The sequence below is a fragment of the Moritella sp. Urea-trap-13 genome, from assembly GCF_002836355.1.
Taxonomy (GTDB): Bacteria; Pseudomonadota; Gammaproteobacteria; order Enterobacterales; family Moritellaceae; genus Moritella.
Window position 1 is genome coordinate 104495 of the sequence record NZ_PJCA01000030.1, and the last position, 26557, is coordinate 131051.

The following is a 26557-nucleotide window of genomic DNA, read 5'->3' on the forward strand; positions in this document are numbered from 1 at the left end:
TCTAAGTCTAAACATGCAACGGATTCTAATGTCGACAAGATTAAAATAATAAACTGTGAAGTGAGTATTTTATGAAATAAAGGTGAGGATAATCAGACTTGAAGTGATACAAAATCATAGCAGCTAATAATAATGCATATAAAAATAATAGAAATACGGAAAAATGAAAAGAACGGCCAATACTCATTAGCATCAATATAGGCCTGTTCTTTATGTCATCTGTACACGCTATTCTCGTTTATACGATCTCAGCTGCTACCACAGAAATTTCAACTAATAACGCTTCACGCGCCATACTTGCTTGTACACATGCGCGTGCAGGTGCATAGCCAGCTGGTACCCACGCATCCCACACCGCGTTCATTTCAGCAAAATCAGCCATGTCTTTAATATAGATAGTTGCTGAAAGTATGTGTTTTTTATCACTGCCTGCTTGCGTTAATAACTCAGTTACCTTTGCTAGCATAGTTTCAGTTTGTTCTTTAATACCATACGTTGCATCTGCGCATACTTGGCCACATAAGTAGATAGTGCCATTGTGCTTTACAATACGGCTCATTCTTGGTTTAGTTTCCATACGTTCTATCATGCTAAATTCTCTTCGTTAAATATCAAGATGAATACCCAGCCTGTGGGTTAATCGACTAGTTTACCTTGGATAACGGATAAATTTTAGCTAAAAATCAATAGTTATGCTCTAAGCTCCATTTTCGTAAAATTTTGTTTTCAACTTTCGGCTCAATTTGCATTATCGCTTTATCTAATATCTTACGTAACATAGCTTGATCTTTACGCACCCCGAAACGATAGCGATTAACGTATTTAGTACGCCCCGATACGGTTAAATTCTTCAGCCCGAGTTTGGCAATTTTATAACGCAGTACAAACAAGGATTCGATGGTAGCGACAACCTCACCATTGGCAGTTTTCTGTAAAGCATCGTCGGTACTGTCGACACGACTAACAATGACTCTTGGGTAGTTGTTACGTAAGTATTCTTCATACACGTAACCTTCTACGACAGCCACTGTTTTACCGCGCAGAGATTTTAAGTTACGGATACCATAAACGTTTTTCAAGGTCGCTAATGCCGCCTCAGCTTCAACATAAGGCGCGGTGAAAATTAGCCATTGCGAACGCCTTGGGGTTTGGTTGATAAATGACAGTACATCACAGCCACCACTGCGGGTAACATCTAAGCTTTGCTGCCAAGTCTTGGTTTCTCGTACTTCAAACTCAACATCTAACATCTGAGAAAATACCGCAACATAATCAGCCGCAATACCAATGTAACCAAGTTTAGGATCCCACGCTTCATAAGGCATCCAATTAGGATCGATACAAAGTTTTATCGGCGCGCGACTCGTAAGATAATTACGCTCTTCAGCGGTGAGGCGTACTTTATCAATCCCAGAATGGGCAGATAGACTAATACTGGCTAAACTTAGTGAACATAATAGCGTGATCATACAGCGTGTGTTTGTCATCGTGTTGCTTCCCTCATATTGCGTTTATCCAATATAAGTTAAGACTATAAATCCCTAGCTATCTAGTAAAAACTGCAATTATTCATCTGTAATACTGATAAACACCCTAACAAAGCAACCTAGACAGGAAATCAGGCTAAAAATAAATGTCTTTAAGTCAGTGATAGAATTATAATTACAGCATAATTTCACTCGATGACATGCCATGAAATACTTATTACTACTGACGATACTCTTAAGCGGGTGCAGTACATACCCGCTACAGACAAACCTAGATAAAGACAACTTTACCGATTACTTTGCTATTTCGGATGTCGAGTATTACACCACCAGTGCACTGCAAAATGACCGCGTTGAACAATTAGGTTTAGTCGAAGGCGAAAGCTGTCAAACGGCTGACAACCTGCCACCAGCAGAAGAGCAACAAGCGAAAATAGCTGCAAAGCGCAAAGCCGCAGCCCTCAATGCCAATGGTATTATTATCCGTTCATGTATCGCACCACCCGCATCAAAAGCCTGCCTGAGCAGTCATGTGTGTTATGGCGATGCGATCAAAGTAACCCCTTTAACTCGCAGTAATGACGATAGCCAATAATGAAACTAGAACTAGATACTATTGGGATCATCCATACCCCGTATAAAGAAAAATTTGCTGTACCACGTCAACCAGGTTTGGTTTCTGCTGCTAAAGCACAACTGATTTTAAGCCCGCCGTATGATGAAGCGGATGCATTGCGCGGCATTGAACAGTTTAGTCATGTGTGGCTGATTTTTGCTTTTCATGAAACCATGGATAAAGGTTGGAACCCGACCGTACGCCCGCCACGTTTAGGTGGTAACGAACGCTTGGGCGTCTTTGCTACCCGTTCGACATTTCGCCCGAATCCATTAGGTTTATCGGTAGCCAAACTCGATGGCATCAGCATTAAAAATAATCAGTGTATTTTGAATTTATCCGGCATTGATTTGGTCGACGGCACGCCCATTTTAGATATCAAACCGTATGTGCCTTATGCCGATAGTTTAGCGGATGCCCAAGCGGGTTATGCCAGTGCGGCTCCAATTGCAGATATGCCGGTATTATTTGCCGATGAAGCGGTAACCCAAATTACCGCGCAGCATAGAAAACACCCAGAATTACGCGACTTTATTGCGCAGGTATTAGCTCAAGATCCACGCCCTGCTTATAAAAAGAATAAAACCACACGCCAAGAGTACGGAGTTAAGTTGTACGACTTTAACGTACGTTGGGTAGTCGAAAGCGATATCACCACGGTCGTATCTGTCATTAAAACTGATACTCCAACAACACTCGTATCGACACAAAAATAGCAGACTGATTCGCGAAGGTGTAATTGGAATACGAAAAAGCCGATTAACTGTTTATAGCAGTCAATCGGCTTTTTATTTCAACACTATGCTTGCAAAATAATGTTTTAAAAATAAGATTTTAAAACTCATGTTATGCAAATATGAGTGCTTATAAGAAGAACAAACGCCATAACCAGTTCGAATCTAAATCGTCTTTACAACCGCGATACTGACCCGCATAACGTAACGAGCGTTGATCTACTGTCTTGGCAACTTTCTTCAGCCAAGGTTTCTTGTTATAGCTTTTATTCTTATAACCGCCCCAACCTTCGTGATAATTCAAGTATTGCTGCTCTGCACTCCATTTAGATACACCATTGATTTTTTGGGTTTTATTCATAAACCAGCCCATAAAGTCCATGGCATCGTGGAAATCAGCACGACTTGACCAGCTGTTACCGGTTTCTTTAACGTAATCATCCCAGGTCATGGTTTTTGCTTGTGCGTAACCATAAGCAGAGCTGGCACGACCAGTGGGTATGATCCACCAATACTGCATCGGCGGCTGGGCGTTATGCTTAAATGAGCTTTCCTGATACATCATTGCCATTGGCACATGTACAGGCACACCCCATTTTTCATTACTGTCCATGGCAGCTTCATACCAATCGTATTTTTCAATAAAGATATCGCAAATATTTTCCGGATTAGTCGGTTGCGAAGCACAACCAAATAATCCACTGCTGACAATTATAAGTGCAGTAAATCTCAGTATTTTATTCATTTTTAATAGCACAAATCCAATTTTGACCGCCAGTATAGGACCTCAGAGAAACGAATAAAAGGACAGCAGTCAAAAATAAATAAAACTAATCATTAACTTTTACTGTTTACTCTGGCTGCGCCCTGTTAAAATCGCTCTCTTATATCGATTTTATTAGTAAATAAAGGAACGTTATGCGCAGCAGCAACTACTTGCTTTCAACTTTGAAAGAAACTCCAAATGACGCAGAAGTAATTAGCCACCAGCTAATGCTTCGTGCAGGTATGGTTCGTCGTCTTGCATCAGGTCTATACACTTGGTTACCGACAGGCTTACGAGTTTTACGTAAAGTAGAAAACATCGTACGTGAAGAGATGGATAAAGCAGGTGCTGTTGAAACTCTAATGCCTATGGTTCAGCCCGCTGATTTATGGCAAGAAACAGGTCGTATCGACAAATTCGGTCCAGAGTTGTTACGTATTAACGATCGCCACAACCGTCCTTTTGTTTTAGGTCCAACGCACGAAGAAGTGATCACAGATATCGCGCGTAAAGAAATCAACAGTTACAAGCAACTGCCGTTGACGCTTTACCAGATCCAAACTAAATTCCGTGATGAAGTTCGTCCTCGTTTCGGTGTGATGCGTTCGCGTGAATTCCTGATGAAAGATGCTTATTCTTTCCATATATCAGATGAATGTCTAAACGATACGTACAACAAAATGCATACAGCATATTGCAACATCTTCGAACGCATTGGCCTAGAATACCGTCCGGTACTAGCTGATACGGGTTCAATTGGTGGTGCTGTATCTCACGAATTCCACGTACTTGCAGAAAGCGGCGAAGACGATATCGTCTTCTCTGACGGCAGCGATTACGCAGCAAACATTGAAAAAGCAGAAGCGCTAGCACCTACTGGTGACCGTCCTGCAGCAACACAAGCATTTACAGTTGTTGCAACTCCTGATGCACACAGCATCGAAGACGTGTGCAAATTCTTAGAAGTTGACGCAACGCAAACAGTGAAAACGCTGCTTGTTGCAGCTGAAGAAGGCCAAGCACAAGGCGTTATCGCACTCGTTCTACGTGGCGATCACGTACTAAACGAAGTGAAAGCAGAAAAAATTGCTGGCGTTGCTTCGCCGTTAACATTTGCTAACGACGCACAAATCCAAGCCGCTGCAAACTGCGATGCAGGCTCTATCGGTCCTCAAGGTCTGAACTGCCCTGTTGTTGTTGATCATTCAGCTGCACACCTAGCAGACTTTGTTTGTGGTGCTAACATTAATGGTCAGCACATTACTGGCGCTAACTGGGATCGTGATATTAGCGATTACACAGTTGCAGATATCCGTAACGTTGTTGAAGGTGAAGCGAGCCCATGTGGTAACGGTACACTTTCGATTAAACGTGGTATCGAAGTTGGTCATATCTTCCAACTTGGTACTCAATACGCAGAATCAATGGGTGCTGGCGTACTGAACATGCAAGGTAAACAGCAGACTATGACAATGGGTTGTTATGGTGTTGGTGTTTCTCGCATCGTTGCAGCAGCAATCGAACAGAACCATGATGAAAACGGTATTATCTGGAACGAGTCAATCGCACCATACAAAGTATCTATCATCCCAATGAACATGCACAAATCAGCAGAAGTAAAAGAAGCAGCAGAGAAAATCTACGCTGACCTTCAAGCTGCTGGCATCGAAGTATTGTTCGATGATCGTAAAGAACGTCCAGGTGTGATGTTTGCGGATTCAGAACTTATCGGTATCCCACACAACATCATCATTGGTGATCGTAGTCTGAAGAATGGTCTAGTTGACCACAAACTTCGTACGACTGGTGATAAGACTGAGATCGCTCTTACAGACATCGTTGAGCACGTTAAAAGCCTACTAGCATAAGCTAATACGCGATTAACTAACTTCGGTTAAGTGACAGCAGTTAAATGACTTCTGTTAAATAAAGATCAAAGCCAAGCATCTGCTTGGCTTTTTCATATCTGGTGGTTTGTTCGTTAAACACATTTCGAGCTAATAATAAAGATAGTGTGTTTTATGTCGATACAATAAAGCTAAGCATTGCAAATAACTCGATAAGTATCAATACATTGATGTCTTAAAGAGTTTAAACTTATCCTTTCAATTTACAGTCAAAGGTCATCAAACATGCAACGGGTTTTCACTCACTTATTCATACTTTTAAGTCTATTATCTTTCAATGCTTGGGCAAATGACGGCGTCTTAAAACGCGCTTATAATACGCAACAAAGTGATGTGCAAGTTAAAGGCTCTGGAAAAGTCACCCGTATACTTGCCGATGATAATAAAGGCTCTCGCCATCAGAAATTCTTGTTACAGCTGAAAAGCCGTCAGACTATATTAATCGCTCATAATATTGATTTAGCACCACGCATTAAGAATCTGAAAGTTGGTGATACCGTGCAGTTTTACGGTGAATACGAGTGGAATAGCAAAGGTGGGGTTATTCACTGGACCCATAAAGACCCCGGTAATCATCATCAGCACGGCTGGTTGAAACATGCTGGTCGGATTTATAACTGATTAACCTTTAATCCCTCAAACTCCCCCCTACTCCACAGTATTAATTTGGCGAAGCCGCTACTATTTAACAATAATTAAGAGATAGCACAGCATCTTTGATTAAACAGGGCTTTATCACTGGGTTTGGAGGTTTATGACTGGGACTAAACAAGGATTGTTATTAACTGGCGGTGGCGCGAGAGCGGCCTATCAAGTCGGTGCGTTAAAAGCTATAGCGGAATTCTATCCGCGTAATCATGGTACCCCGTTTAAGATCATCGCTGGTACATCAGCTGGCGCAATCAACAGTTGCGCCATAGCTTGCTACGCCAGTTGCTTCAGGTTAGGAGTGAAAAAGCTCGAGTATATCTGGAATAACTTCCACGCCAACCAAGTATTTCACTGTAGTTTTAATGAAATATCAAGGCACTTGCTGCTGACGTTTTTATCCAAGTTTCAATCGCCGCACATGGCCCGTCAACCGGTATCGCTGTTTAACAACAAACCCTTACATCACCTACTCGATCGATATTTGGATATGCGCCGCATCGACATCAACATTCAACGCCAACATCTGGATGCTATTTCGATCACCGCGTCCGATTATAACAACGGTGATTCCATTAGTTTTTTTCAAGGCAATCCACAGCTACAAGAATGGCAACGCGCCCGCCGTAGTGGTCGTCGTACACGCTTACACCCTAGTCATTTGTTAGCCTCATCGGCGATCCCGTTAGTCTTTCCTTGTACCCAGATTGGTCAAGATTTTTACGGTGACGGATCGGTGCATCAGTTATCACCACTGAGCCCAGCTATCCACCTTGGCGCAGAGAAGCTATTAGTCATAGGGGCTGAACAACCACCACAGATACTCAAGCCCGGTGAAGTACGTCAAACCCCATCCGGCGCTGACATTGCCGGACACCTACTTGATACTATTTTTACCGACACCTTAAACTCCGACATCGAACGTTTAACTCGCATCAATGATACGCTGGCATTAACACCTGATTTGCAGCAAGCATCACTACAATCATCGTTAAAAATGAAACAAATCGGTTTATTCCGTTTAGCCAATGAGCATGATATTAATGCCATTGCCGATAAATATTTTCACGATCTGCCGATCACCATCCGCACCCTATTACATACGATCGGCGTTCATCAAGGCAGTAATTCTTCCATCACCTCTTATTTGATGTTTGAACAAAACTATACCCGCGAGTTAATTAACTTAGGCTATCAAGATGTGTTAAAACAAGAGCAGGAGTTAAGAATATTTTTAAATATATAAGCTAACCAGCCCAGCCTCCTAACAAGCAATGTTCCGCCCTTTTTATATAACGGGAAGGCCCACAAAGCAGCACTACATCACCCACTTCAAAGATAAAATCTTGATGAACACGAGTAAGCTCAACTCCTTGCCGGCGTACTGCGCGGTAACTGACTTCTTTTAGTTTTACTTCTGCCACGGTTCTACCAATTGCGTAAGCGCCAAATTCAAGCCGGATCGCATGTAGCCGCTCCAGCATTTCGTTTTCTTCAAAAGACACGTTACTTTCACCACCAAAATAAAAGCCATGTAAATGGTTATACTGACCTTGACGTTCGTGTTGTAAGCGCTTCAAAATACGCTTAATCGGCACCCCAGATATAGCCAATACATGCGATACCATCATCAAGCTGCCTTCTAGCGATTCCGGCACCACGTCTGTCGCGCCCGCATCATGCAACCGCTGCATATTCGAATCATCAGTGGTACGCACTAATACTTTGGCGTCGGTTAAAGGCTTGACGATCTTTAATAGCTCGATGGCTTTCTCGGTATCTTTGAAGGTAATAATAATCGACTTAGCTTTCTCGACCCCTAACATCATTTGAATTTCGCGGCGACTGGCATCGCCAAACTCAATTTTTTCACCACCATTTAAGGCTTCTTGCACACGCACTGGATCACGATCGATAACCGTATAAGGAATGCCTTCAATTTTTAAGAAGCGAGCGATAGTTTGGCCGCCGCGACCATAACCACAAACTATCACATGGTCAATGTATTGCCCTGGTAGGGGCGGGGACAGTCCGCTTTTCGATATTGGTTTAGACTGAAACAATAACCGCCGAACAACTTCCTCATGGCAATTGATTAACCAAGGTGTCATTGCCATGCTCACCACCCCGACACCGACAAGGGTCGAGATTAGCGGCAGAGGCAATAACTCTAACTTGCCAGCAAGCGCCAACAATACAAAACCAAACTCACCCATTTGCGCTAAGACTAAGCCAGTACTAAGGGCATTACTGCTACTCTCACCAAGCAGTTTCGCTAATACAAACACTAACGCAATTTTACTCAACATCATCACCGCGAGTACGATGAGCAACCGCGGCCAATCTGCCAGCAAGCTAGGTAAGTTAAGTAACATGCCGATAGTAATAAAGAACAGCCCCATTAATACATCACGAAACGGCCGGATATCAGCTTCGAGTTGATGTCGATAAGGCCCCTCACCTAACATCATACCCGCTAAAAATGCCCCCAAAGCCATCGACAACCCTAACCAATGGGTCATCAACCCGGCAATTAATGCCACTAATAATGTCGACATCACAAACAACTCATCCGAACGAGTTAATGCTATTTCTTTAAATACCGTCGGTAAGATCCAACGCCCTATCGACAGGATCAGGAATACTGCCAACAAGCCCTTAACCAATGCCCAGCCCATTTGTTCCGCTATCAGCATGACGTCACCACTTTGCTGCGCCAGCAAGGGGATCATGATAAGGAAAGGCACAACGGCTATATCTTGGAATAACAACACACTGATCGACAATTTAGACATGCGGGTATTAAGTAGTTTCGATTCTGCCAATTGCTTGATCACGATCGCCGTCGATGACATTAACATCGCCGAGGCAACTACAAATGCTTGTGACCAATACAATGACGCGAATATGCCCAGCGCAGTAAAGAGTAAACCAACACTCATCACCTGCCCGCCACCAAGGCCTAATACCAGATGCCGCATCGACAATAAGCGTGGCAGTGAGAACTCTAACCCTAAGGAAAACATCAGGAAAACCACGCCCAACTCAGCAAACAATTCAATATCCGCTTGTTCGACAATCAATTGAAAACCATAAGGCCCAGCAATCACCCCCGTCGCAAGATAAGCGAGGATTGGCGGTAGATGAAAACGCTGAAATAACGCAACCAGAGCCACCGCGATAGAAAGTAATAGAATGATATCAATAAACAAATTATTACCTCCCCTGCAGCTAAATAGACGTTATCAATACAGTAACCAAGGATCATAAAAACAATGTCACTAAAGAATATGTACTAGGCGGTGATTTAACAAGTTCACCCGAGGATCAATAAAAAGATCATCGTTAATTTAACTGTGCATTTATATACAAATGGTACGCAATATGCATATTTTATAATTACACTCAATACTGTAATTTTTTTGACAGAGGTAAAAATGGATAACTTGAGCATCATCAATACCCCGAAAATACATACAAATTATGTATTTACTGCGCCCAAACGGCAGCAGAAATTGACACCTGCACAAACCATTGCTACCTTGAAAAAGTTACAGACCTGTCTAGATGTCAATTCTTTGTTATCTAACTTTGCCGCTATAGCGGCACAACATGTCCGCTTTACCGGTTTAAGCTTTACTGACGCGACTAACAATATCCAATTAGAGACCGATTGCACGGCTGTTTTTCAACAAAACTACCATTTAACGACAATGGGTAAAGATCTAGGGTCTTTGTTATATAGCTCGGTAAAACCATTAAAGATTAATGAACTAAGTATATTAAAAGAGTTACATCAACTACTAGAAACCAACCTCATGCATGCTTTGATGTTACAAGAAATGCAAATTCGGATCATGAAAGATCATTTAACTGGTTTAGATAATCGCGCTAGTTTTGATGAAAACATTCTGCGTTCTTACAGTCTGTGCCAACGTCATAAATCCAACATGGCTTTGTTGATTACTGACTTAAATGACTTCAAACGTATCAATGATACTTATGGTCATCAGTTTGGTGATCGCATCTTGAAACATTATGCGCGTCTATTACAGCGTAGTATTCGTAATAGTGATGTAGCGTTTAGACTAGGCGGTGATGAATTTGCCATTATCTTGCAACCTGCATCATCGCAGTCAACAAATTTAGTCATCGAACGAATTTATAGTGCAATTCAAAATGACGAGTTACTTAGCGAGTTTAATATTACCTCAGCGATTGGTTCTGCAATGTGGCGAGCTGGTGAAACAATAGATAGTTTATTCAAACTTGCTGATGAAGACCTGTATAACAGTAAACTTAATATCAAATAAAAAAAGCTCACCAAATCAAATTTGATGAGCTTCATTGAGTATAGAACAGCTTCCCGTCGCATCGAGTGTTATTTACGTAATAGCCTTAATGCATTTGCTGTTACCAATGCTGTCGCACCTGAATCAGCTAAAATAGCCACCCACAGTCCGGTAAATCCTAATAAGGTTGTCACCAAGAACACTGCTTTAAGTCCAACCGCCAAAGTAATATTCTGCTTAATATTGGTTAATGTCGCCTGACCTAATTCCACCATTTGTGGTAATTCAACTAAACGATTATGCATCAAGGCAACATCTGCCGCTTCTAGCGCCACATCCGTGCCACCACCCATCGCAATACCTAAACTCGCACTTTTCATTGCTGGTGCATCGTTAATACCATCACCGACCATCGCCGTATCTTTATCTTGGCTCAGCTCAGCAACAATGCGTGATTTGTCTTCTGGTAGTAATTCAGCACGATATTCCATGCCTAACGAATCAGCAATCACTTTGGCTGTGCGACGGTTATCACCGGTTAACATCACGGTAGTAATACCCAGTTGTTGCAACTCTTCAATCGCTTGGCGAGCATCTTCACGGATACTGTCTGCCAATGCAACCAAACCTATCACTTGCTCATCTTGCAGCACTACAACGGTGGTATTACCGCCATTTTCAAGTTCTTCGATAGCCGTTTTGACATGGGCTAACTCTGCAAGTTGCGTAGTCATGTGATGCGGTGCCAGCAGTTTAATTAATTGTGTTTCACCCGCGTTTTGCACTTCACCTTGCACACCTAAACCTGCCAATGTTTGATCATTGCTAACCGTTAATAAAGCCACTGACTTACGCTCAGCATGGGCTAAAATAGCCGTTGCTAATGGATGATTTGAGGTTTGTTCAATACTCGCCGCAAGTTGTAATACTTTGTCTTCATCGTCAATAAAGCTAACAACACTTGTTACTGCTGGGACACCTTGGGTTAAGGTACCGGTTTTATCAAAGGCGATTTGTTGGATACGACCAATCTGCTCAAGGGCCGCGCCACCTTTAACTAATACACCACGTTTACTTGCTGCTGATAATGCCGATGTTACTGCTGCTGGCGTTGAAATAACTAACGCACAAGGACAAGCAATAAGCAGCAGTGTTAAACCTTTATAAACCCACTCAGTCCAATCGCCGCTAAACAATAGTGGTGGCACTACCACCACAGCCAAGGCTAACAGCATCATTGCCGGTGTATACCAACGGCTGAACCCATCCAAGAAACGTTCAATTGGTGCTTTGTGTTCTTCTGCTTCTTCAATTAAATGTAGGATACGGTCAATGGCATTGTTACCCGGTTCTGATACCACCCGTAATTGTGCAAGACGGTTCACCGCCAGACTACCAGCCATGACAATATCTTCAGCTTGGTGTTCAACAGGCACTGATTCACCGGTTAATGCACTTTCATCAAAACTAATACCAGACGCTAATAGTGCACCATCAGCAGGTAATCGATCACCGGGTTTAATTTCGATAATATCACCGAGTTGTAAATCGCTTGCAGCAACGGCTACCCGCTTGTCACCAACGATTGTGGTAGCTTCTTCTGGCACTAACGACATTAACGATTTAACGCCTTTACGCGCCTTACCTGCAGCATATGATTCGAGTTTTTCACCGATCATGAATAACACTAATACCATCGCCGATTCTGCAGTTTCCCCTAAGACAAGGGCACCAACAGTCGCAACAGACATCAATGTTTCGATGGCAAATGGGGTACCAGAACGGGCGAGTTTAATCGAGCGATTAATAACAGGGATAACACCAAATACACTTGCAAAAGTAAATAACCACTGACTAGCATCACTGTTAAATTGCGTCAAAATAGCCGCAATAACAATAGCGCTAACTAAAGTGATAGCATGCCAATGTTCACGCAGGTGTTGCCTGAACGACGTGTCGTCTTCAATATTTTTAGACTTTTTACCGACTTCTTGTAACTTGAATCCAGCATTAACAACGGCGTCATTTATTTGCACTTTAATGCTATCAACGGCAGTGCTGTTGCTGTCTTTGTCGATATCGACCAGTAGTTTTTCGGTAGCGAATGCCACACGGCATTGCTTGACTTGAGATATGGCTTGAACGGCTTTTTCTACTTTACGAGCACAACTTGGGCAATCCATACCATTAACTAACCAAGATATACGGGCTGTTAAACGACTGGACTCGGGTTCCTCATCATCTGGAACAACCTCATTTGATTCTGTGTGCGCGCAGCAAGAGTCGTGGCGACTGCTATTATTGGTTGCTTGATGTTCATCGGTATGTTGATGCTCGTGGACGTGGGTTTTACTATGATCACTTCCACAACATCCTTGATTTGATTTTACTGCGGTTGGTGCTGTTTTGGTTGCAGTGCTGCCTTTACATGACATATGTATATCCTCGTAAATAGAATTAATGTTAATGATGAATAACAGTTAATGCGTTCAAGCTAGTTAACTTACATATAAATATATATTCATATTAACTTTCATTCAAGTGTATTTACAAAAAAAAGCTAATTCAGTCGTGATCGTTAACGAATGAATTAGCTTTGATGTAGTTACTAATGATATTTATGGCATTAAGCGTGCTATTTAGATGTCAGTAATTCCGACTGCAGTTGTGCTAAAAAGTCACGCATATAAACACTGCGTCGCTGTGCTTCAGCCTTCGCACCTTGTGTTTGCATGCTATCACCCAGCGTTAATAACTTGGTAAAGAAGTGGTCTAAGGTATAAAGACTATCATCGGGTTCGCGCTCAACACACAAGGGATCAATACTGCTATATAACTGACGATTCAATTTACCGCCAACTAAAATACAACGGGCAATACCAATCGCGCCTAATGCATCCATACGATCGGCGTCTTGTAGTATTTTCGCTTCTAATGTTTCGGGGGTAATATTAGCGCTAAAACTGTGGGCAACAATCGCGTGATGTATCGCACTGTGGTACTGCTCGGGATAGTCAATTTGTTGTAAGAATTCAACAGCGCGATCGGCGGCTAACAATGAGGCTTGCTTACGTTGCGGATGATCTTTAGCAACAGCAACACAATCATGCAACCAAGCTGCAGGTTCTAAAATCGCCAGCTCAGCACCTTCGCTATCTGCAAGTTGTCTGGCGGTGGCAACAACACGTTCAATATGGTCAATATCATGGGCGCGGTCATCACTACCCAACTGCGTTAAAAATTCAATAAACAGCTTTCGCATGACACTCTCTTTAAAATGGATTTTTAATATTTTAGATTAACCATCATGTCATTAATGCTCGTTTACATGACAAGCGAGATCGTGAACCACATGACGAATATGGTGATCATCCAGCCGATAGAGTATTTGTTTACCCTGACGCTCTGAGCGCAAAATACGCGCTTCACGTAAATGACGCAGATGATGACTGGTTAATGATTGTGACATACCAGATACCGCTGACAATTCAGAGACAGCAACAGGCCCAGCCATACAGGCAAGTACTAAGCGGATACGCCCTTCATCGCCTAACAAATGAAAGAGATGCGCGAGAGAAGCAATATGTTGATCATCTAATACAGGTAACTCGGCGCTACATTGTGGTTCAGGACAACATTGAGGTTCTAATTTTGGCATTCTGGTCCGCTAAGATAAAAATGGATGAAAGGAAAGTGTAACACTTAAGGTCATAGGGGCAATAGCCGTAATGTTTTCGACGTAAAATAACAGCAAGCCTGACAGATCAAAAATGCCAACCTCATATACGCAAATTGCACATACTCAGCTGGCATTTTTTGATCATATCAACGCTACTGTTTATTAACGCAAATAGCACATTGACAGTGTCATCACCTTAACGGCACCGTCAATGTTGCTAACCTAACGTGTTAGATAAACGCTAGTTTGGCAATGAATACCACTGCAAGTACATTCATACCTAGTGATACATCAGCAGAACGACCAGTCGCATGCTTGATGATAGCGAATGATAGGAAGCCTAAGATGATACCATCAGCGATTGAGTACGTTAGCGGCATCATAATTGCTGTGATAGCAGCTGGAACGTAGTCTGTAAACTCATCCCAGTTAACTTTGTTTAAGCTACCAACCATTAGAAAAGCAACATAGATCAACGCGCCTGCTGTCGCATAGCTTGGTACAATCTGTGCTATCGGAGCAAAGAACATCGCCGCTAAGAATAGTAGACCAACAACAACTGCAGTTAAACCGGTACGGCCGCCTTCAGCAATACCGGCATTACTTTCAACGTATGTCGTTACTGGTGGGCAACCAATCATCGCGCCAGCAACACTGGCAACACTGTCAGCTGTTAATGCTTTATTTAGGTTTTCAATTTTGCCATCTTTATTGTACATGCCCGCTTTATCAGCCACACCAATCATAGTACCTGCGGTATCAAACATGTTCACAAATAAGAATGCTAGGATAACACTAACCATAGATACGTCTAATGCACCCATAACGTCCATTTGCATGAATGTTTTTGATAAACCTGTTGGTAATGAGACGACTTGTTCAGGTAACGTCACTAGACCCATCACTGCGCTGATAACAGTAACAATAATAATACCAATAAGTACTGCACCGAATACTTTACGGGTTGCTAAGATTGCAATGATAAGAAAGCTTAACGCGCCTAAAATGACTTTAGGGTCGTGGAAGTTACCTAACGTCACTAAAGTTGCAGGACTAGCAGTAATGATACCAGCTGCTTTTAAACCGATAATACCTAAGAATAGACCGACACCCGCAGTCATTGCATAGCGTAAACTATGCGGAATACTGTCGATGATCCAACCGCGTAATTTGGTCACACTCATAATGACGAATATGATACTTGAAATGAATACTGCACCTAATGCAACCTGCCAAGAATATTCCATACCTTTCACTACTGCGAAAGTAAAAAATGCATTCAGACCCATACCTGGTGCTAGACCTACAGGCCAGTTCGCATAAAGTCCCATGAAGATACAACCAATTGCTGCACTTAGTGCTGTAGCAACGAATACCGCTTGGTAGTCCATACCAGCAATAGACATGATATCTGGGTTAACAAATAGGATATAAGCCATAGTAACGAAAGTCGTTAAACCTGCCATTACTTCTGTTTTAATTGTGGTGTTATGTGCTTTTAGCTTAAACAACTTTTCCATCAAAGTGGAAAAAGCAGAAGTGTTTTTTGATTCAGAGGTAGACTGACTTGCGGTATTCATTAAGGTACTCACTTTTTATTTCGTTCATCTTACGCACTGTATAACAGCGGCCGTCTGTACTTATTGCTCTTTACTGCAACTAATAGATACAAACCAAGATGACTGGTTGTTTAATAAATGGCTGTCGCTTAGCGGAAAAGTGGAAAGTTCTAAGCTGACAATTATTAACTAACCGGATTTAAATATAGGTAATTATTACCTGCTTTATTCACATTGTGAACGGGCGGGATTATCTGCTAATTCACCTTAAATTGGAAGTTTTTTGTCTAAAAAGCGCCCTTTTATTACTCAAAACAATAATCTATTGATAGAAATTAACCCAAGTGCCTGAAAGTACTATTTTAGGGATAAAAAAATACCAGCCTTAGGCTGGTATTTTTAATAAAAATGATAATAAAATCACTTTTTAATGATGTTTAGTCACGAGCATAGATAACGTGACCGTCATCTTCTTCGTCCCAATCATCCCAATCATCATCGTCATCAGAATCTTCAATAACTGCATGATTAGCAATTTGGTCTTTATGGTATTCATCCCATAAGAAACCAACATCGCCGTCATCTTCAGTTGGCATTTCGATCTTCGGACGCGGCATAGTTTCAATCTGTTCCATCATAGCGCGAACTAGATCTTTGGTACCAACGCCACTTGAAGCAGACATAGTATAAACTTCGCCTTCCCAATTAATCGCTGCTACTACGCGTTTAATTGTTTCTTCAGCTTCGTCATCTAATACAAGATCGGTTTTGTTAAATACTAACCAACATGTTTTAGCGGCTAGTTTTGCGCTATATTTCTGTAGCTCACTAACAATGATTTTTGCATTTTCTGCTGGATCACTGATGTTCTCAGGTAATAGGTCAACAATGTGAACCATTAAACGACAACGTTCTAAGTGACGTAGGAAACGAATACCTAGACCAGCACCATCAGAAGCACCTTCAATAAGACCAGGAATATCGGCAACCACGAAGCTACGCTCAGGGCTTGCACTTACTACACCTAGGTTAGGTACTAATGTTGTAAACGGGTAGTTAGCTACTTTTGGTTTCGCTGCAGAGATTGCGCGAATGAAAGTAGATTTACCTGCGTTTGGTAGACCTAATAGGCCAACGTCAGCAAGTAACATAAGTTCTAGGCGTAAGTTACGTACTTCACCCGGTGTACCTAATGTCTTTTGACGTGGTGCACGGTTTACACTACTTTTAAAACGTGTGTTACCAAGACCATGGAAGCCAGCTTTCGCCACCATTTGGCGATGACCGTGCATAACAAGATCGGCAATAACTTCACCAGTATCGTCATCAGAAATACGAGTACCAACTGGTACGCGTAAAGTAATATCTTCGCCACGTGCGCCAGTTTGATCTTTTGGACGACCATTCTCACCACGTTCAGCTTTATGGAAGCGGACAAAACGAAAATCGACTAGCGTATTTAAGTTTTCATCAGCAATCATATATACATGACCACCGTCACCGCCGTCACCACCATCAGGGCCACCACGGGCAACATATTTTTCACGGCGGAAGCTTACACAACCACTGCCGCCATCACCGGCTTCAACTTTGATTCGGGTTTCATCTACAAATTTCATTTCGCTATCGCTCCTACAAATTAGGAATGCAGTTAGTTGCACGGATTAACTAATCACGCACTGACCTTATTCTCACTCGGTTAGTGAATTAATTAATCCGTGCAACTATCAACTTCTATGGAGTGTCATGACTAACCAAGCTTAACCAGCCTGTATGGGTCAATATTCTCTCTCAATGTTCACTACTTTATTCTTTTATTGCTAAAATTTATTTCGGCAATAAAAAAACCCCGCCATGTAGGCGGGGTTTAAAAATTCTTAGTTTGTACTGAAATTATTCAGCTACAATGCTAATGAACTTACGGTTTTGTGGTCCTTTAATTTCGAACTGCACTTTACCGCTAGCTTTAGCGAATAGAGTGTGGTCACGACCACAACCTACGTTTGTACCAGCGTGGAATTTAGTACCACGTTGACGAACTAGAATGTTACCCGCAAGTACTGATTCGCCACCAAAGCGTTTTACGCCTAAGCGTTTGCTTTCTGAATCACGACCGTTGTTGGTACTACCACCAGCTTTCTTATGTGCCATCTTTTAGTACTCCTGATTAAGCGATTTTAGTAATCTTAACTTCTGTAAACCATTGACGGTGACCCATCTGTTTACGAGAGTGCTTACGACGACGGAAATAGATGATTTTAATCTTATCCGCACGACCATGAGATACCACTTCAGCAGTGATTTTTTTACCATCAAGGTAAGGTGCGCCAACTTCGATATTCTCGCCGTTAGCTACCATTAGTACTTCGTTAAATTCGATGTTTGAACCAGCTTCAACGTCTAGAAGTTCTAGACGAAGAGTTTGGCCTTCAACAACGCGGTGTTGTTTGCCACCGCTAAGGAAAACAGCATACATGTTTTCTGACTCCGATTCGTGTCTAGCGTACCTTAGGTAGCGACACGTCATAATAATTTATAACAATGGCGCGAATTCTACTCAAAACTTTGCAGTTAGGCAAGCTGATTTTCAAAATAAATATAAATAAGCAGGAAAGTAGTAAATCGCGGCCGCTTAAGCCTTTCGACAATTACAATTTAGTGTACAATTACGACATAAATTTGACGGGCATTTTATCTTATAGCGTAGTATCAAGATAGGGCTAGTGATAAATATAACGCACAATAGTCTGAAAAAATCGTCATACCACTTTATAAAGAAGCACGGAACTTATTACCCATGGACATAAAAGCCATTCAAGCGTTATCGAAACAAGATATGGACGCTGTCAATGAACTCATTTTAGATCGACTGCAATCGGATGTTGCCCTCGTAAATCAAGTGGGTTATTACATTGTAAATGGTGGCGGTAAACGCATTCGTCCACTGATTGCAACCTTAAGCGCTCGCGCACTCGGTTATCAAGGTCAGCAACATGTCGATGTCGCTGCCATTATCGAATTTATTCATACTTCAACGTTATTACACGATGATGTAGTCGATGAATCAGATATGCGCCGCGGCCGTGACACCGCCAATGCGATGTTTGGCAATGCCGCAAGTGTATTAGTCGGTGACTTCCTTTATTCACGTTCTTTCCAAATGATGGCAAAACTACATAACAGTAAAATTATCGATATTTTATCCGATGCAACCAATGTGATTGCAGAAGGTGAAGTATTACAATTAATGAACTGTAATGATGCTGACACCGACGAAAAACGTTATATGGACGTTATCTATTACAAGACTGCCAAGCTATTTGAAGCTGCGACGCAACTTGCTGCGGTCATCTCTGAGCAGCCAGCTGACATCGAACAAGCGATGATAGATTATGGGGTACATTTAGGTGCCGCATTCCAACTTATCGATGATGTGATGGATTACACAGCTAATGCTCAAGAAATGGGTAAAAACGTCGGGGATGATCTTGCTGAAGGTAAACCAACATTGCCATTAATTCATGCTATGGCACACGGCACTGAAGCAGAAGCGTTAATGGTACGAGAAGCAATCGAAAAAATGAATGGCATGGATAACCTCGATGCTATTCTGGCGATTCTTGAACGTACTGGCTCACTAAATTATTGCTTTGATAAAGCCCAGCAAGAAGCTGATTTAGCGGTAGCAGCAATTACCGTATTACCTGAATCAGAATACAAGCAGGCGCTTATCTCGTTAGCTTATATTGCCGCAAACAGAAATAGCTAATTGCAGTAACTCATTAATATACAGTTAATAACATAAAAAGCCGCATGAGCAATCATGCGGCTTTTTTGTATCTGCCTGTTTTCTGTTACAAACTATCGTTCTAAGTAAGGAACTAAGCGCATACCTAAGTAAATAACTAAATAAGAACTAAGTAACTTGCTATCACCAACAACAGCAATAGTCGCGACAGTAAATCATGACAGGTATAAAAAAGGCCGCATCTGCGACCTTTTATTTATCAGTTTAACCAAGCAGACTTATAGGTCGTATGGGTTAACTAATACCATTGTTTCGTTACGATCTGGGCCAGTTGATACGATATGAATTGGCACGCCCGTAATTTCTTCAATGCGCTTGATGTAAGCGATTGCAGCTTCTGGAAGTTGTTCTAGAGAAGTCGCGCCGTATGTTACGTCGTTCCAACCTGACATTTCTTCGTATACTGGTTCAACAAGTTCATAACCGTCAGCAGCCATAGGTGGCACGTCAAGGATTGAACCATCTTGTTGCATGTAACCAGTACAGATTTTCAGCGTTTCTAAACCATCTAATACGTCTAGTTTAGTAAGGCAGAAACCTGTGATGCTGTTTAACTGAATTGCACGTTTCATTGCAACTGCGTCAAACCAACCACAACGACGTTCACGTCCAGTGGTTGCGCCAAATTCATGGCCTTTAGTACCTAGGTGATTGCCGATTTCATCATCAAGTTCCGTTGGGAATGGACCAGAACCAACACGTGTAGTGTAAGCTTTAGTAATACCAAGAACGTAATCGATGTGACATGGACCAAAACCACTACCAGTAGCTACGCCACCTGCAGTTGTGTTTGATGATGTTACATACGGGTAAGTACCGTGATCGATATCTAGTAATGTACCTTGAGCACCTTCAAACATGATGTCATCACCGCGGCGACGTGCATCATCAAGAAGTGACGTTACGTCTACGATCATGTCTAGTAGGATAGGTGCAACTTCGTGCATCTGTGCTAGAACATCTTCGTAGCTTACTTCAGGTTCATTATAGTAATGCTGTAGTTGGAAGTTATGGTATTCCATTACTTCTTTTAATTTAACAGCAAACTGTTCCATGTTGAATAGATCGCCAACACGTAAACCACGACGTGCTACTTTATCTTCGTAAGCTGGACCGATACCACGACCAGTTGTACCAATTGCTTTTTTGCCACGTGCTTTTTCACGGGCAGCATCAAGTGATACATGATAAGGCAGGATTAATGGACACGCTTCACTGATAAGCATACGCTCACGAGCTGGGATGCCTCGATCTTCAAGCATTTTAACTTCAGTCATTAATGCATCAGGTGCTAATACTACACCGTTACCAATGATACATTTAACGTTTGAACGTAAAATACCAGATGGAATTAAGTGAAGAACTGTTTTTTCACCATTGATTACTAAAGTGTGACCAGCATTGTGACCACCTTGGTAGCGCACAACATATTTAGCTCTATCAGTTAGTAGATCAACTACTTTACCTTTACCTTCGTCACCCCATTGAGTGCCGAGAATAACTACATTCTTTCCCATGATACCGTCGCGGTTGTTGGTTAAAGGAGGATTCTAGCAAAATTTAAATCAAAATGTTTAAAAAATTTGAGATCTATCTCATTAAAATCGGAAAATATAACTTTACTTATTGTTCTACTGTACAAAAAATTGTTTTGTTGTACAAAAAAATTACAACATAAACAATAATACGACACCAGTTACAACTAGGCAACCGGCACATTTACGTACCTTGTCAGCAGGTTGCTGGGTAATGACCGTTAACATTTGTTGCCACTGTTTAGGCATCAACATCGGCATTATACCTTCAATAATAAATACAATCGCCAAAGCTAACCACAATTCATTCCCCATCAAACCACCTTATTATAGCGCCACATAGCGTCAGCACCAAAAAATTTTGCATAAAAAATCCGTTCACTGAGGAACGGATTTTAAATTAGTTTAATCAGCTCTCATTGAGAGTATGTATTAAAACTATTTAGCCGCTGCCGCATTGATATTCGCTTGCGGACGCATTGCAACAATAGATACGATTATAGCAAGAGCCGTTGGTAATACCCAAGCTAAACCTTGCTCAAATAGTGGTAAGAAATCAAAACCACTCATTGCAAAACCAGCAACTTTCAGACCATCTAATACACCAAACATGAATGCAACAACCATCACGAGACGGAATGCAAACTGTGGATTAGGGAAGCGTTCTTGCAATAAGATTAGCGCAACAATCGCAATCGCAATCGGATATACCGCAAATAATACCGGTACAGAAATGCTGATTAATTGTGATAAACCAACATTCGCTACGATGGCACAGACGATGCAGTTAATAACAACCAGCATTTTGTATGACCATTGTGGTTTTAATTCATGGAAGAATTCTGCAACCGCACTTGCTAGGCCAACTGCCGTGGTTAGACAGGCAAGTGTTACCACTGCCGCCAAGATGTACTGACCAGGCATACCGAATAATGCTTGTACATAAGTAGCTAAGATCATGCCACCGTTCACATCAGCACCTGCTGCAATCAATGACTGACTCGTTGCACCTAAGTAGAATAGTGAGATATAAACAAACGCCAGACCCGCAGCAGCGATAGAACCCGCCATCACTAAGTATTTAAATTGGCCAGCTTTGTCTGTTACGCCTTTGCTTTTGAGTACGTTGATGATCAACATACCAAACATCAATGACGCAAAAGTATCCATGGTGTTATAACCTTCAAGGAAACCTTTGGTAAAGGGACTATCTACATACGCTTCACGTGCGATGCCAATATCACCTTGTGGCATCATAAATACCGCAATCGCTAATACTGTTAATAACACTATTAATGCTGGCGTTAAGATCTTACCGATATTATCAATTAGCTTGCCTTGGCTTAGGGCAAAGTAGGCAGTAATAATAAAGAACACTACAGAGTACAAAGCCAGTGTCGTATCATTAGCAGCATCGCCTAGGAAAGGTTTAATCCCCATCTCATAAGCAACAAGGCTGGTTCTTGGTGCTGCAAACGCAGGACCTATAATGATGTAAATCGCCACTGCAATCGCGGTTGCTGCCATTGCAGGTAAGAAACGCGTCATGGTAATTAAACCACCGCCAGCTTTTGCGACTGCGATTATGGTAATAAGTGGTAAACCAACTGCGGTAGCAAGAAAACCAAACATCGCAGGCATAAATGACTGCCCAGCAAGATTACCTGCTAATGGTGGAAAGATGATATTACCCGCGCCTAAAAAGAACGCAAACGTCATAAAACCGATGGCTAAAACATCAGCTGTTTTTAATTTGATAGTCATTAATATACTCTCTGCTTAGATATTGTTGTGTGTTCATTTATTCACTTCTTCCATGAAGCAAGCATGGGAAAAAAGTTCCCCAGCCGGTGTAGCACAAAGTATTATAATTATATTCTTGTAAAGAATTTTGTATTAGCCACTCACCCATTAAAGACCGATACTAACAATTTGGTCATTAAGTGCAAGAGTAAATCCCAAACCGACTTAGTGGAATTACATTTTTAAATAAAATGCTTTAGTGATTTGTTGGTAATCATTTGAATAACTGCCATCGGGATCATGAATAGTAAGGGATTTTTTTTCCAACCTTGCATCACCACGTCGAATATTCATTAGCATGCGTTTGTAAGGTTTTTTCGGGGTGGTTTTTATGTTTAAACAAGTTATGTTTAAATTACCTAATTGTTGGCAATAAGTAGTAAGTTCACAACCCGACTCATAAGGCAGTACTAATGCAATTCGGCCATTAGGGGCTAGCAGTTGCAGTGCACAATCGACCAACTCTTGATGAGTTAAGCTGCCAGTATGCCTTGCGGTTTGCCGTGCATCATCAGCAAATGCTTGACCATGAACAAAATAAGGCGGGTTGGAGACAATCAGATCAAACTCAGTAGGTTCTGCTTTAGTGCTTTGAGTTAACACCTGCAATGCAACATGTTTAACTACGATCGAAGATAACCATGGTGAGTTATCTATATTCTGTTTGGCTTGCTGGCACGCTGCAGCATCAATATCAATCGCTACAGCTTGCATATTGCCCTGGCAGCGCTGCGCCAACATCAAACTAATAAGGCCGGAGCCAGTGCCAATATCCAATACCCTTAATGGCGTGGAAGATGTTGTGCTCACATCTGCCCAACCGCCGAGTAAAATACCATCGGTACCGACTTTCATCGCACAATCAGCATGTGAAACATGAAACTGTTTAAAGCTAAAACCATTATTGTTATCGTTCACAGACTACTCTTTATTCTCTAACATAACGACACGATATAGCATCTTGCTATTACTCACCAGTGCGTGCCAGTACTTTAGAACGTGAGAATGGGATCATGTTATGCAAAGAAAAATCATTATCTACAATCCACTCAAGTTGTTCATTTAATGGTCGCCATGGATCAAAATTGAAATAGAGATACACACCATAGCCAAAGTCATGATCTTGCACTTTGGTGGCTTCAACACCAAATTGTAATAACGGTATAGGGGTATAATCTAAACCCGCCGTCAGCTTGTGACTGTTATCAGTCGGGTCGTAATTATCATTAATTTGAACATTATCACCAACGAAGTACTCGAGTGAACTATGGAATTGTACCGTGGGCGTGATAGCCCCTTCTGCACGTATGTCCATACTCGTTACCAGATCATCGACGTCATCTTTACCCGATAAGGGAAAATAAATGTTGGATGATAAATTAAAGAAGTAATCGGGGTCGTCATATTTAGTACCAACAGATAAACGCTGACTTCCTGAGTTTAATTCCACATCCAAAAAAGCATTTACACCAACACCAATTAGGCTGTCTTCGGGTAAAATACCAATACCATTCGTAATCAGAATATCTTCATTTTTGTAATCTACATTTGCTTGCCATACCAAATCTTCGGTAAAGACATTATCGAGTACATAATCAAATCCAGGATTATTCTCGAAAGAGCTACCGTGGCGGTCATAATCATCATAGTTACTGTGCAGTTTTAAACCAAAGCTGAGATTGGAATATAACGGTGTTAAAAATTCAACAGGTTCAAACCCAGGCTCTTGAGGCTCTTCGACAACAGGCTGCGGCTTTTTCTTTTCCTCACCGCCAAGGTGACCACGCTGACTCCCCCAATAACCATCATTGGAGATTTCACCTTTATTCTCAGAGTAATACTTATCTTCCGCGGCATAAACCGAAGCTGATAAGGACAACAATAATGTGACGCAAGACAATAACGTCGTAGGAAGTAGACCACGTGAGCGCATGAAGTAACGAACCTTAACTCTTAAAGTGAATAATAAATAACGCCGCTAAGATAACAAAAATATTGCCGTCAAGCGAATCAATATAAACAATGACTAAACGATTAAAGGCGCATTGTACTCACCTAACTTAGCAGCCCTTTATAGCAATCATCGAACAAACTATCGACATTATAATAACGACTTTTTCCCTGCTTGAGTAGAAAACCAATATCCTCTCGGCCTCATATCTGCCATAATGTCTGACTAACGATCAAAAATTTGACGTATCATTGTTTAAATACGGCAATTGATAGCCTCATTTTCCTTTTTAACCTCTTGTATACGGTAGTTTTATGGACTTCGAAAGTCTCGATCTAGACCATCAATTAATAGTCGCACTTACTGACAATAATCTTGTTCAACCAACAATGATTCAACAACAAGTATTGCCAACTGCCATGGATGGTAGAGATATCCTTGCATCTGCACCGACAGGTACAGGTAAAACGCTGGCGTTTTTATTACCAGCTTTTCAGCATCTGATTGACTTTCCACGTCGTGAATTAGGCCCTGGACGCGTACTTATCTTGACGCCAACGCGAGAACTCGCAAGTCAGGTATTCCAGCAAGCTAAAATGCTAGCAGCCTATACTGACCATAAAGTATCAATGATAACGGGCGGTGTTGATTATGCACTACACGCAGAAGTATTAAAAAACAGCCTTGATATTGTTATCGCAACACCAGGTCGTTTATTAGAATATATTCGCCGTGAAGCATTTGAATGTGCTGCTGTTGAAGTACTGATTTTAGATGAAGCTGACCGTATGTTAGATATGGGCTTCTATGATGACGTGAAAAAAATTACTGAAGAAATGACGCGTCGTCAACAAACAATGCTATTTTCTGCAACCCTAGAAGGTCGCGGTATTGAGCGTTTTGCTGAAGAACTATTGAAAGAACCTGTTGAATTTACAGCGAATCCTTCACGTAGAGAAAAAGCTAAGATTCATCAATTCATGCACTATGTTGATAATCACGCACACAAACAAGCTTTGTTAGTACATTGGTTACGTGACGAAAGCACTACGCGCTCTATCGTGTTTGTAAAAACTCGTGAACGTCTAGCTGAACTAGTAAGCTATTTACAGTCTCAAGAGATCCCGTGTGCTTATTTACGTGGTGAAATGGACCAAGCAAAACGTACTCGCTCACTGAATCAATTTAAAAATGATAAAGTAAAAGTATTAGTTGCTACTGACGTCGCCGCTCGCGGTATTGACGTACAAGATGTAAGTCATGTATTTAACTTTGATTTACCACGCAGTGCTGAAATTTATGTTCACCGTATTGGTCGTACTGCACGTGCCGGTAAGAAAGGTACAGCTATTTCATTGGTTGAAGCGCATGATCTACGTATCTTTGGTAAAATTGAACGTTACACTGAAGAAACTATTAAACGTCGTGTAATTCAAGAATTGAAACCAAAGAATAAAATTGCAGTATCGAAAACCAAGAAAAAAGCAAAAGTAGCGGCAACTGGCAAGAATAAAGTATCTGCGAAAGCGAAACTTAAAGCCAAGAAACGTACTAAGAAGAATAAAAAGAAATAATTAATCGTTATGAAGTAATAACTTAAATTATGATTAATCATCAAGGCGCTAAATTTATTTAGCGCCTTTTTTGCATCTAAATATTGATGAAGCAAGCTGGTATAACACGAATTATGTTGGAGCGTTTAATGACTAGCAGATTTATAAATAAAAGATGTATGAATAGAAGAGTACAGGTGGGAAGCCAAATGTGATTTA

General features: G+C 41.5%; 24 protein-coding genes. 8 read left to right on the plus strand and 16 right to left on the minus strand.

Features of this window, described 5'->3' with window-relative positions; translation table 11 throughout:
• Nucleotides 1-238: 238 nt before the first annotated feature.
• Nucleotides 239-589: a RidA family protein gene (locus CXF93_RS07980; protein ID WP_101061894.1), complete on the minus strand. Its 351-nt coding sequence runs from the start codon at nt 587-589 to the stop codon at nt 239-241.
• Between the two features lie 94 nt (nt 590-683).
• A complete protein-coding gene (locus CXF93_RS07985; RefSeq protein WP_101061895.1) occupies nt 684-1487 on the minus strand; it encodes a transporter substrate-binding domain-containing protein in 804 nt (267 codons plus the stop codon).
• A gap of 205 nt (nt 1488-1692) precedes the next feature.
• Here CXF93_RS07985 and rcsF point away from each other — a divergent pair, with 205 nt between their 5' ends.
• Nucleotides 1693-2082, plus strand: coding sequence for an Rcs stress response system protein RcsF (gene rcsF, locus CXF93_RS07990; protein ID WP_101061896.1), 390 nt, complete (start codon nt 1693-1695; stop codon nt 2080-2082).
• Nucleotides 2082-2819 carry a tRNA (N6-threonylcarbamoyladenosine(37)-N6)-methyltransferase TrmO gene (tsaA, locus tag CXF93_RS07995; RefSeq protein WP_101061897.1) on the plus strand — a complete coding sequence of 246 codons (738 nt, stop codon included), beginning with the start codon at nt 2082-2084 and terminating at the stop codon, nt 2817-2819. The genes rcsF and tsaA overlap by 1 nt, the downstream gene beginning before the upstream one ends.
• Before the next feature lie 148 nt (nt 2820-2967).
• Here tsaA and CXF93_RS08000 read toward each other — a convergent pair whose 3' ends face one another.
• Nucleotides 2968-3582 (minus strand): hypothetical protein, encoded by a 615-nt coding sequence (locus CXF93_RS08000; protein WP_101061898.1) that lies wholly within the window; start codon nt 3580-3582, stop codon nt 2968-2970.
• A 173-nt stretch (nt 3583-3755) separates the two neighbouring features.
• Between CXF93_RS08000 and CXF93_RS08005 the strand changes: the two genes are divergently transcribed.
• The 3 genes from CXF93_RS08005 (at nt 3756) to CXF93_RS08015 (ending at nt 7404) form a co-directional block, all read left to right on the plus strand.
• A complete protein-coding gene (locus CXF93_RS08005) occupies nt 3756-5471 on the plus strand; it encodes a proline--tRNA ligase (protein WP_101061899.1) in 1716 nt (571 codons plus the stop codon).
• 264 nt (nt 5472-5735) lie between these two features.
• Nucleotides 5736-6131 carry a DUF3465 domain-containing protein gene (locus tag CXF93_RS08010; RefSeq protein ID WP_101061900.1) on the plus strand — a complete coding sequence of 132 codons (396 nt, stop codon included), beginning with the start codon at nt 5736-5738 and terminating at the stop codon, nt 6129-6131.
• 133 nt (nt 6132-6264) lie between these two features.
• Nucleotides 6265-7404 carry a patatin-like phospholipase family protein gene (locus CXF93_RS08015; protein WP_101061901.1) on the plus strand — a complete coding sequence of 380 codons (1140 nt, stop codon included), beginning with the start codon at nt 6265-6267 and terminating at the stop codon, nt 7402-7404.
• 1 nt (nt 7405) lies between these two features.
• On the opposite strand, the gene CXF93_RS08020 is transcribed toward CXF93_RS08015, so the two are convergent.
• A complete protein-coding gene (locus CXF93_RS08020) occupies nt 7406-9370 on the minus strand; it encodes a cation:proton antiporter (RefSeq protein WP_101061902.1) in 1965 nt (654 codons plus the stop codon).
• A gap of 225 nt (nt 9371-9595) precedes the next feature.
• Here CXF93_RS08020 and CXF93_RS08025 point away from each other — a divergent pair, with 225 nt between their 5' ends.
• Nucleotides 9596-10471: a GGDEF domain-containing protein gene (locus tag CXF93_RS08025; protein ID WP_101061903.1), complete on the plus strand. Its 876-nt coding sequence runs from the start codon at nt 9596-9598 to the stop codon at nt 10469-10471.
• Between the two features lie 68 nt (nt 10472-10539).
• Here CXF93_RS08025 and CXF93_RS08030 read toward each other — a convergent pair whose 3' ends face one another.
• From CXF93_RS08030 to rplU, 7 genes are all read right to left on the minus strand, one after another.
• Nucleotides 10540-12885, minus strand: a complete 2346-nt coding sequence (locus CXF93_RS08030) for a zinc/cadmium/mercury/lead-transporting ATPase (RefSeq protein WP_101061904.1) — start codon at nt 12883-12885, stop codon at nt 10540-10542.
• A gap of 200 nt (nt 12886-13085) precedes the next feature.
• Nucleotides 13086-13712, minus strand: a complete 627-nt coding sequence (locus CXF93_RS08035) for an HD domain-containing protein (protein ID WP_101061905.1) — start codon at nt 13710-13712, stop codon at nt 13086-13088.
• 51 nt (nt 13713-13763) lie between these two features.
• Entirely contained in the window at nt 13764-14108 is a 345-nt protein-coding gene (locus CXF93_RS08040) for a helix-turn-helix transcriptional regulator (RefSeq protein WP_101061906.1), read from the minus strand.
• Nucleotides 14109-14359: 251 nt separating this feature from the next.
• Entirely contained in the window at nt 14360-15709 is a 1350-nt protein-coding gene (locus CXF93_RS08045; protein WP_101061907.1) for an NCS2 family permease, read from the minus strand.
• A 416-nt stretch (nt 15710-16125) separates the two neighbouring features.
• Nucleotides 16126-17307, minus strand: a complete 1182-nt coding sequence (gene cgtA, locus CXF93_RS08050; protein WP_101061908.1) for an Obg family GTPase CgtA — start codon at nt 17305-17307, stop codon at nt 16126-16128.
• 274 nt (nt 17308-17581) lie between these two features.
• Nucleotides 17582-17839 carry a 50S ribosomal protein L27 gene (gene rpmA / locus CXF93_RS08055; RefSeq protein ID WP_006034530.1) on the minus strand — a complete coding sequence of 86 codons (258 nt, stop codon included), beginning with the start codon at nt 17837-17839 and terminating at the stop codon, nt 17582-17584.
• A gap of 16 nt (nt 17840-17855) precedes the next feature.
• Complete coding sequence (gene rplU, locus CXF93_RS08060) at nt 17856-18164, minus strand: 50S ribosomal protein L21 (RefSeq protein WP_017223481.1); 309 nt, start codon at nt 18162-18164, stop codon at nt 17856-17858.
• A 321-nt stretch (nt 18165-18485) separates the two neighbouring features.
• Here rplU and ispB point away from each other — a divergent pair, with 321 nt between their 5' ends.
• A complete protein-coding gene (gene ispB, locus CXF93_RS08065; RefSeq protein WP_101061909.1) occupies nt 18486-19457 on the plus strand; it encodes an octaprenyl diphosphate synthase in 972 nt (323 codons plus the stop codon).
• Between the two features lie 257 nt (nt 19458-19714).
• Here the strand turns inward: ispB and CXF93_RS08070 are convergent, their stop codons facing one another.
• From CXF93_RS08070 to CXF93_RS08090, 5 genes are all read right to left on the minus strand, one after another.
• Entirely contained in the window at nt 19715-21013 is a 1299-nt protein-coding gene (locus CXF93_RS08070; protein ID WP_101061910.1) for an adenylosuccinate synthase, read from the minus strand.
• Between the two features lie 150 nt (nt 21014-21163).
• Complete coding sequence (locus tag CXF93_RS08075) at nt 21164-21346, minus strand: DUF2065 family protein (protein WP_101061911.1); 183 nt, start codon at nt 21344-21346, stop codon at nt 21164-21166.
• Between the two features lie 123 nt (nt 21347-21469).
• On the minus strand, nt 21470-22795 hold the full coding sequence (brnQ, locus tag CXF93_RS08080; RefSeq protein ID WP_101061912.1) for a branched-chain amino acid transport system II carrier protein: 1326 nt from the start codon (nt 22793-22795) through the stop codon (nt 21470-21472).
• 213 nt (nt 22796-23008) lie between these two features.
• Nucleotides 23009-23752 (minus strand): tRNA1(Val) (adenine(37)-N6)-methyltransferase, encoded by a 744-nt coding sequence (locus CXF93_RS08085; RefSeq protein ID WP_198551624.1) that lies wholly within the window; start codon nt 23750-23752, stop codon nt 23009-23011.
• A 49-nt stretch (nt 23753-23801) separates the two neighbouring features.
• A complete protein-coding gene (locus CXF93_RS08090) occupies nt 23802-24767 on the minus strand; it encodes an inverse autotransporter beta domain-containing protein (protein WP_101061913.1) in 966 nt (321 codons plus the stop codon).
• Between the two features lie 332 nt (nt 24768-25099).
• On the opposite strand from CXF93_RS08090, the gene srmB reads away from it, so the two are divergent.
• On the plus strand, nt 25100-26359 hold the full coding sequence (gene srmB, locus CXF93_RS08095) for an ATP-dependent RNA helicase SrmB (protein WP_101061914.1): 1260 nt from the start codon (nt 25100-25102) through the stop codon (nt 26357-26359).
• Nucleotides 26360-26557 lie beyond the last annotated feature (198 nt).

What these genes read in the sequence shown, in the direction of transcription:
- CXF93_RS08045 (WP_101061907.1), bottom strand. Translation starts at nt 15,709, where the DNA reads ATGAATACCGCAAGTCAGTCTACCTCTGAATCAAAAAACACTTCTGCT.
- brnQ (WP_101061912.1), bottom strand. Translation starts at nt 22,795, where the DNA reads ATGACTATCAAATTAAAAACAGCTGATGTTTTAGCCATCGGTTTTATG.
- CXF93_RS08010 (WP_101061900.1), top strand. Translation starts at nt 5,736, where the DNA reads ATGCAACGGGTTTTCACTCACTTATTCATACTTTTAAGTCTATTATCT.
- CXF93_RS08015 (WP_101061901.1), top strand. Translation starts at nt 6,265, where the DNA reads ATGACTGGGACTAAACAAGGATTGTTATTAACTGGCGGTGGCGCGAGA.
- CXF93_RS08035 (WP_101061905.1), bottom strand. Translation starts at nt 13,712, where the DNA reads ATGCGAAAGCTGTTTATTGAATTTTTAACGCAGTTGGGTAGTGATGAC.
- cgtA (WP_101061908.1), bottom strand. Translation starts at nt 17,307, where the DNA reads ATGAAATTTGTAGATGAAACCCGAATCAAAGTTGAAGCCGGTGATGGC.
- rcsF (WP_101061896.1), top strand. Translation starts at nt 1,693, where the DNA reads ATGAAATACTTATTACTACTGACGATACTCTTAAGCGGGTGCAGTACA.
- CXF93_RS08030 (WP_101061904.1), bottom strand. Translation starts at nt 12,885, where the DNA reads ATGTCATGTAAAGGCAGCACTGCAACCAAAACAGCACCAACCGCAGTA.
- CXF93_RS07985 (WP_101061895.1), bottom strand. Translation starts at nt 1,487, where the DNA reads ATGACAAACACACGCTGTATGATCACGCTATTATGTTCACTAAGTTTA.
- CXF93_RS08040 (WP_101061906.1), bottom strand. Translation starts at nt 14,108, where the DNA reads ATGCCAAAATTAGAACCTCAATGTTGTCCTGAACCACAATGTAGCGCC.
- CXF93_RS07980 (WP_101061894.1), bottom strand. Translation starts at nt 589, where the DNA reads ATGATAGAACGTATGGAAACTAAACCAAGAATGAGCCGTATTGTAAAG.
- rplU (WP_017223481.1), bottom strand. Translation starts at nt 18,164, where the DNA reads ATGTATGCTGTTTTCCTTAGCGGTGGCAAACAACACCGCGTTGTTGAA.
- CXF93_RS08005 (WP_101061899.1), top strand. Translation starts at nt 3,756, where the DNA reads ATGCGCAGCAGCAACTACTTGCTTTCAACTTTGAAAGAAACTCCAAAT.
- CXF93_RS08000 (WP_101061898.1), bottom strand. Translation starts at nt 3,582, where the DNA reads ATGAATAAAATACTGAGATTTACTGCACTTATAATTGTCAGCAGTGGA.
- rpmA (WP_006034530.1), bottom strand. Translation starts at nt 17,839, where the DNA reads ATGGCACATAAGAAAGCTGGTGGTAGTACCAACAACGGTCGTGATTCA.
- CXF93_RS08090 (WP_101061913.1), bottom strand. Translation starts at nt 24,767, where the DNA reads ATGCGCTCACGTGGTCTACTTCCTACGACGTTATTGTCTTGCGTCACA.
- ispB (WP_101061909.1), top strand. Translation starts at nt 18,486, where the DNA reads ATGGACATAAAAGCCATTCAAGCGTTATCGAAACAAGATATGGACGCT.
- srmB (WP_101061914.1), top strand. Translation starts at nt 25,100, where the DNA reads ATGGACTTCGAAAGTCTCGATCTAGACCATCAATTAATAGTCGCACTT.
- CXF93_RS08025 (WP_101061903.1), top strand. Translation starts at nt 9,596, where the DNA reads ATGGATAACTTGAGCATCATCAATACCCCGAAAATACATACAAATTAT.
- CXF93_RS08070 (WP_101061910.1), bottom strand. Translation starts at nt 21,013, where the DNA reads ATGGGAAAGAATGTAGTTATTCTCGGCACTCAATGGGGTGACGAAGGT.
- CXF93_RS08075 (WP_101061911.1), bottom strand. Translation starts at nt 21,346, where the DNA reads ATGGGGAATGAATTGTGGTTAGCTTTGGCGATTGTATTTATTATTGAA.
- tsaA (WP_101061897.1), top strand. Translation starts at nt 2,082, where the DNA reads ATGAAACTAGAACTAGATACTATTGGGATCATCCATACCCCGTATAAA.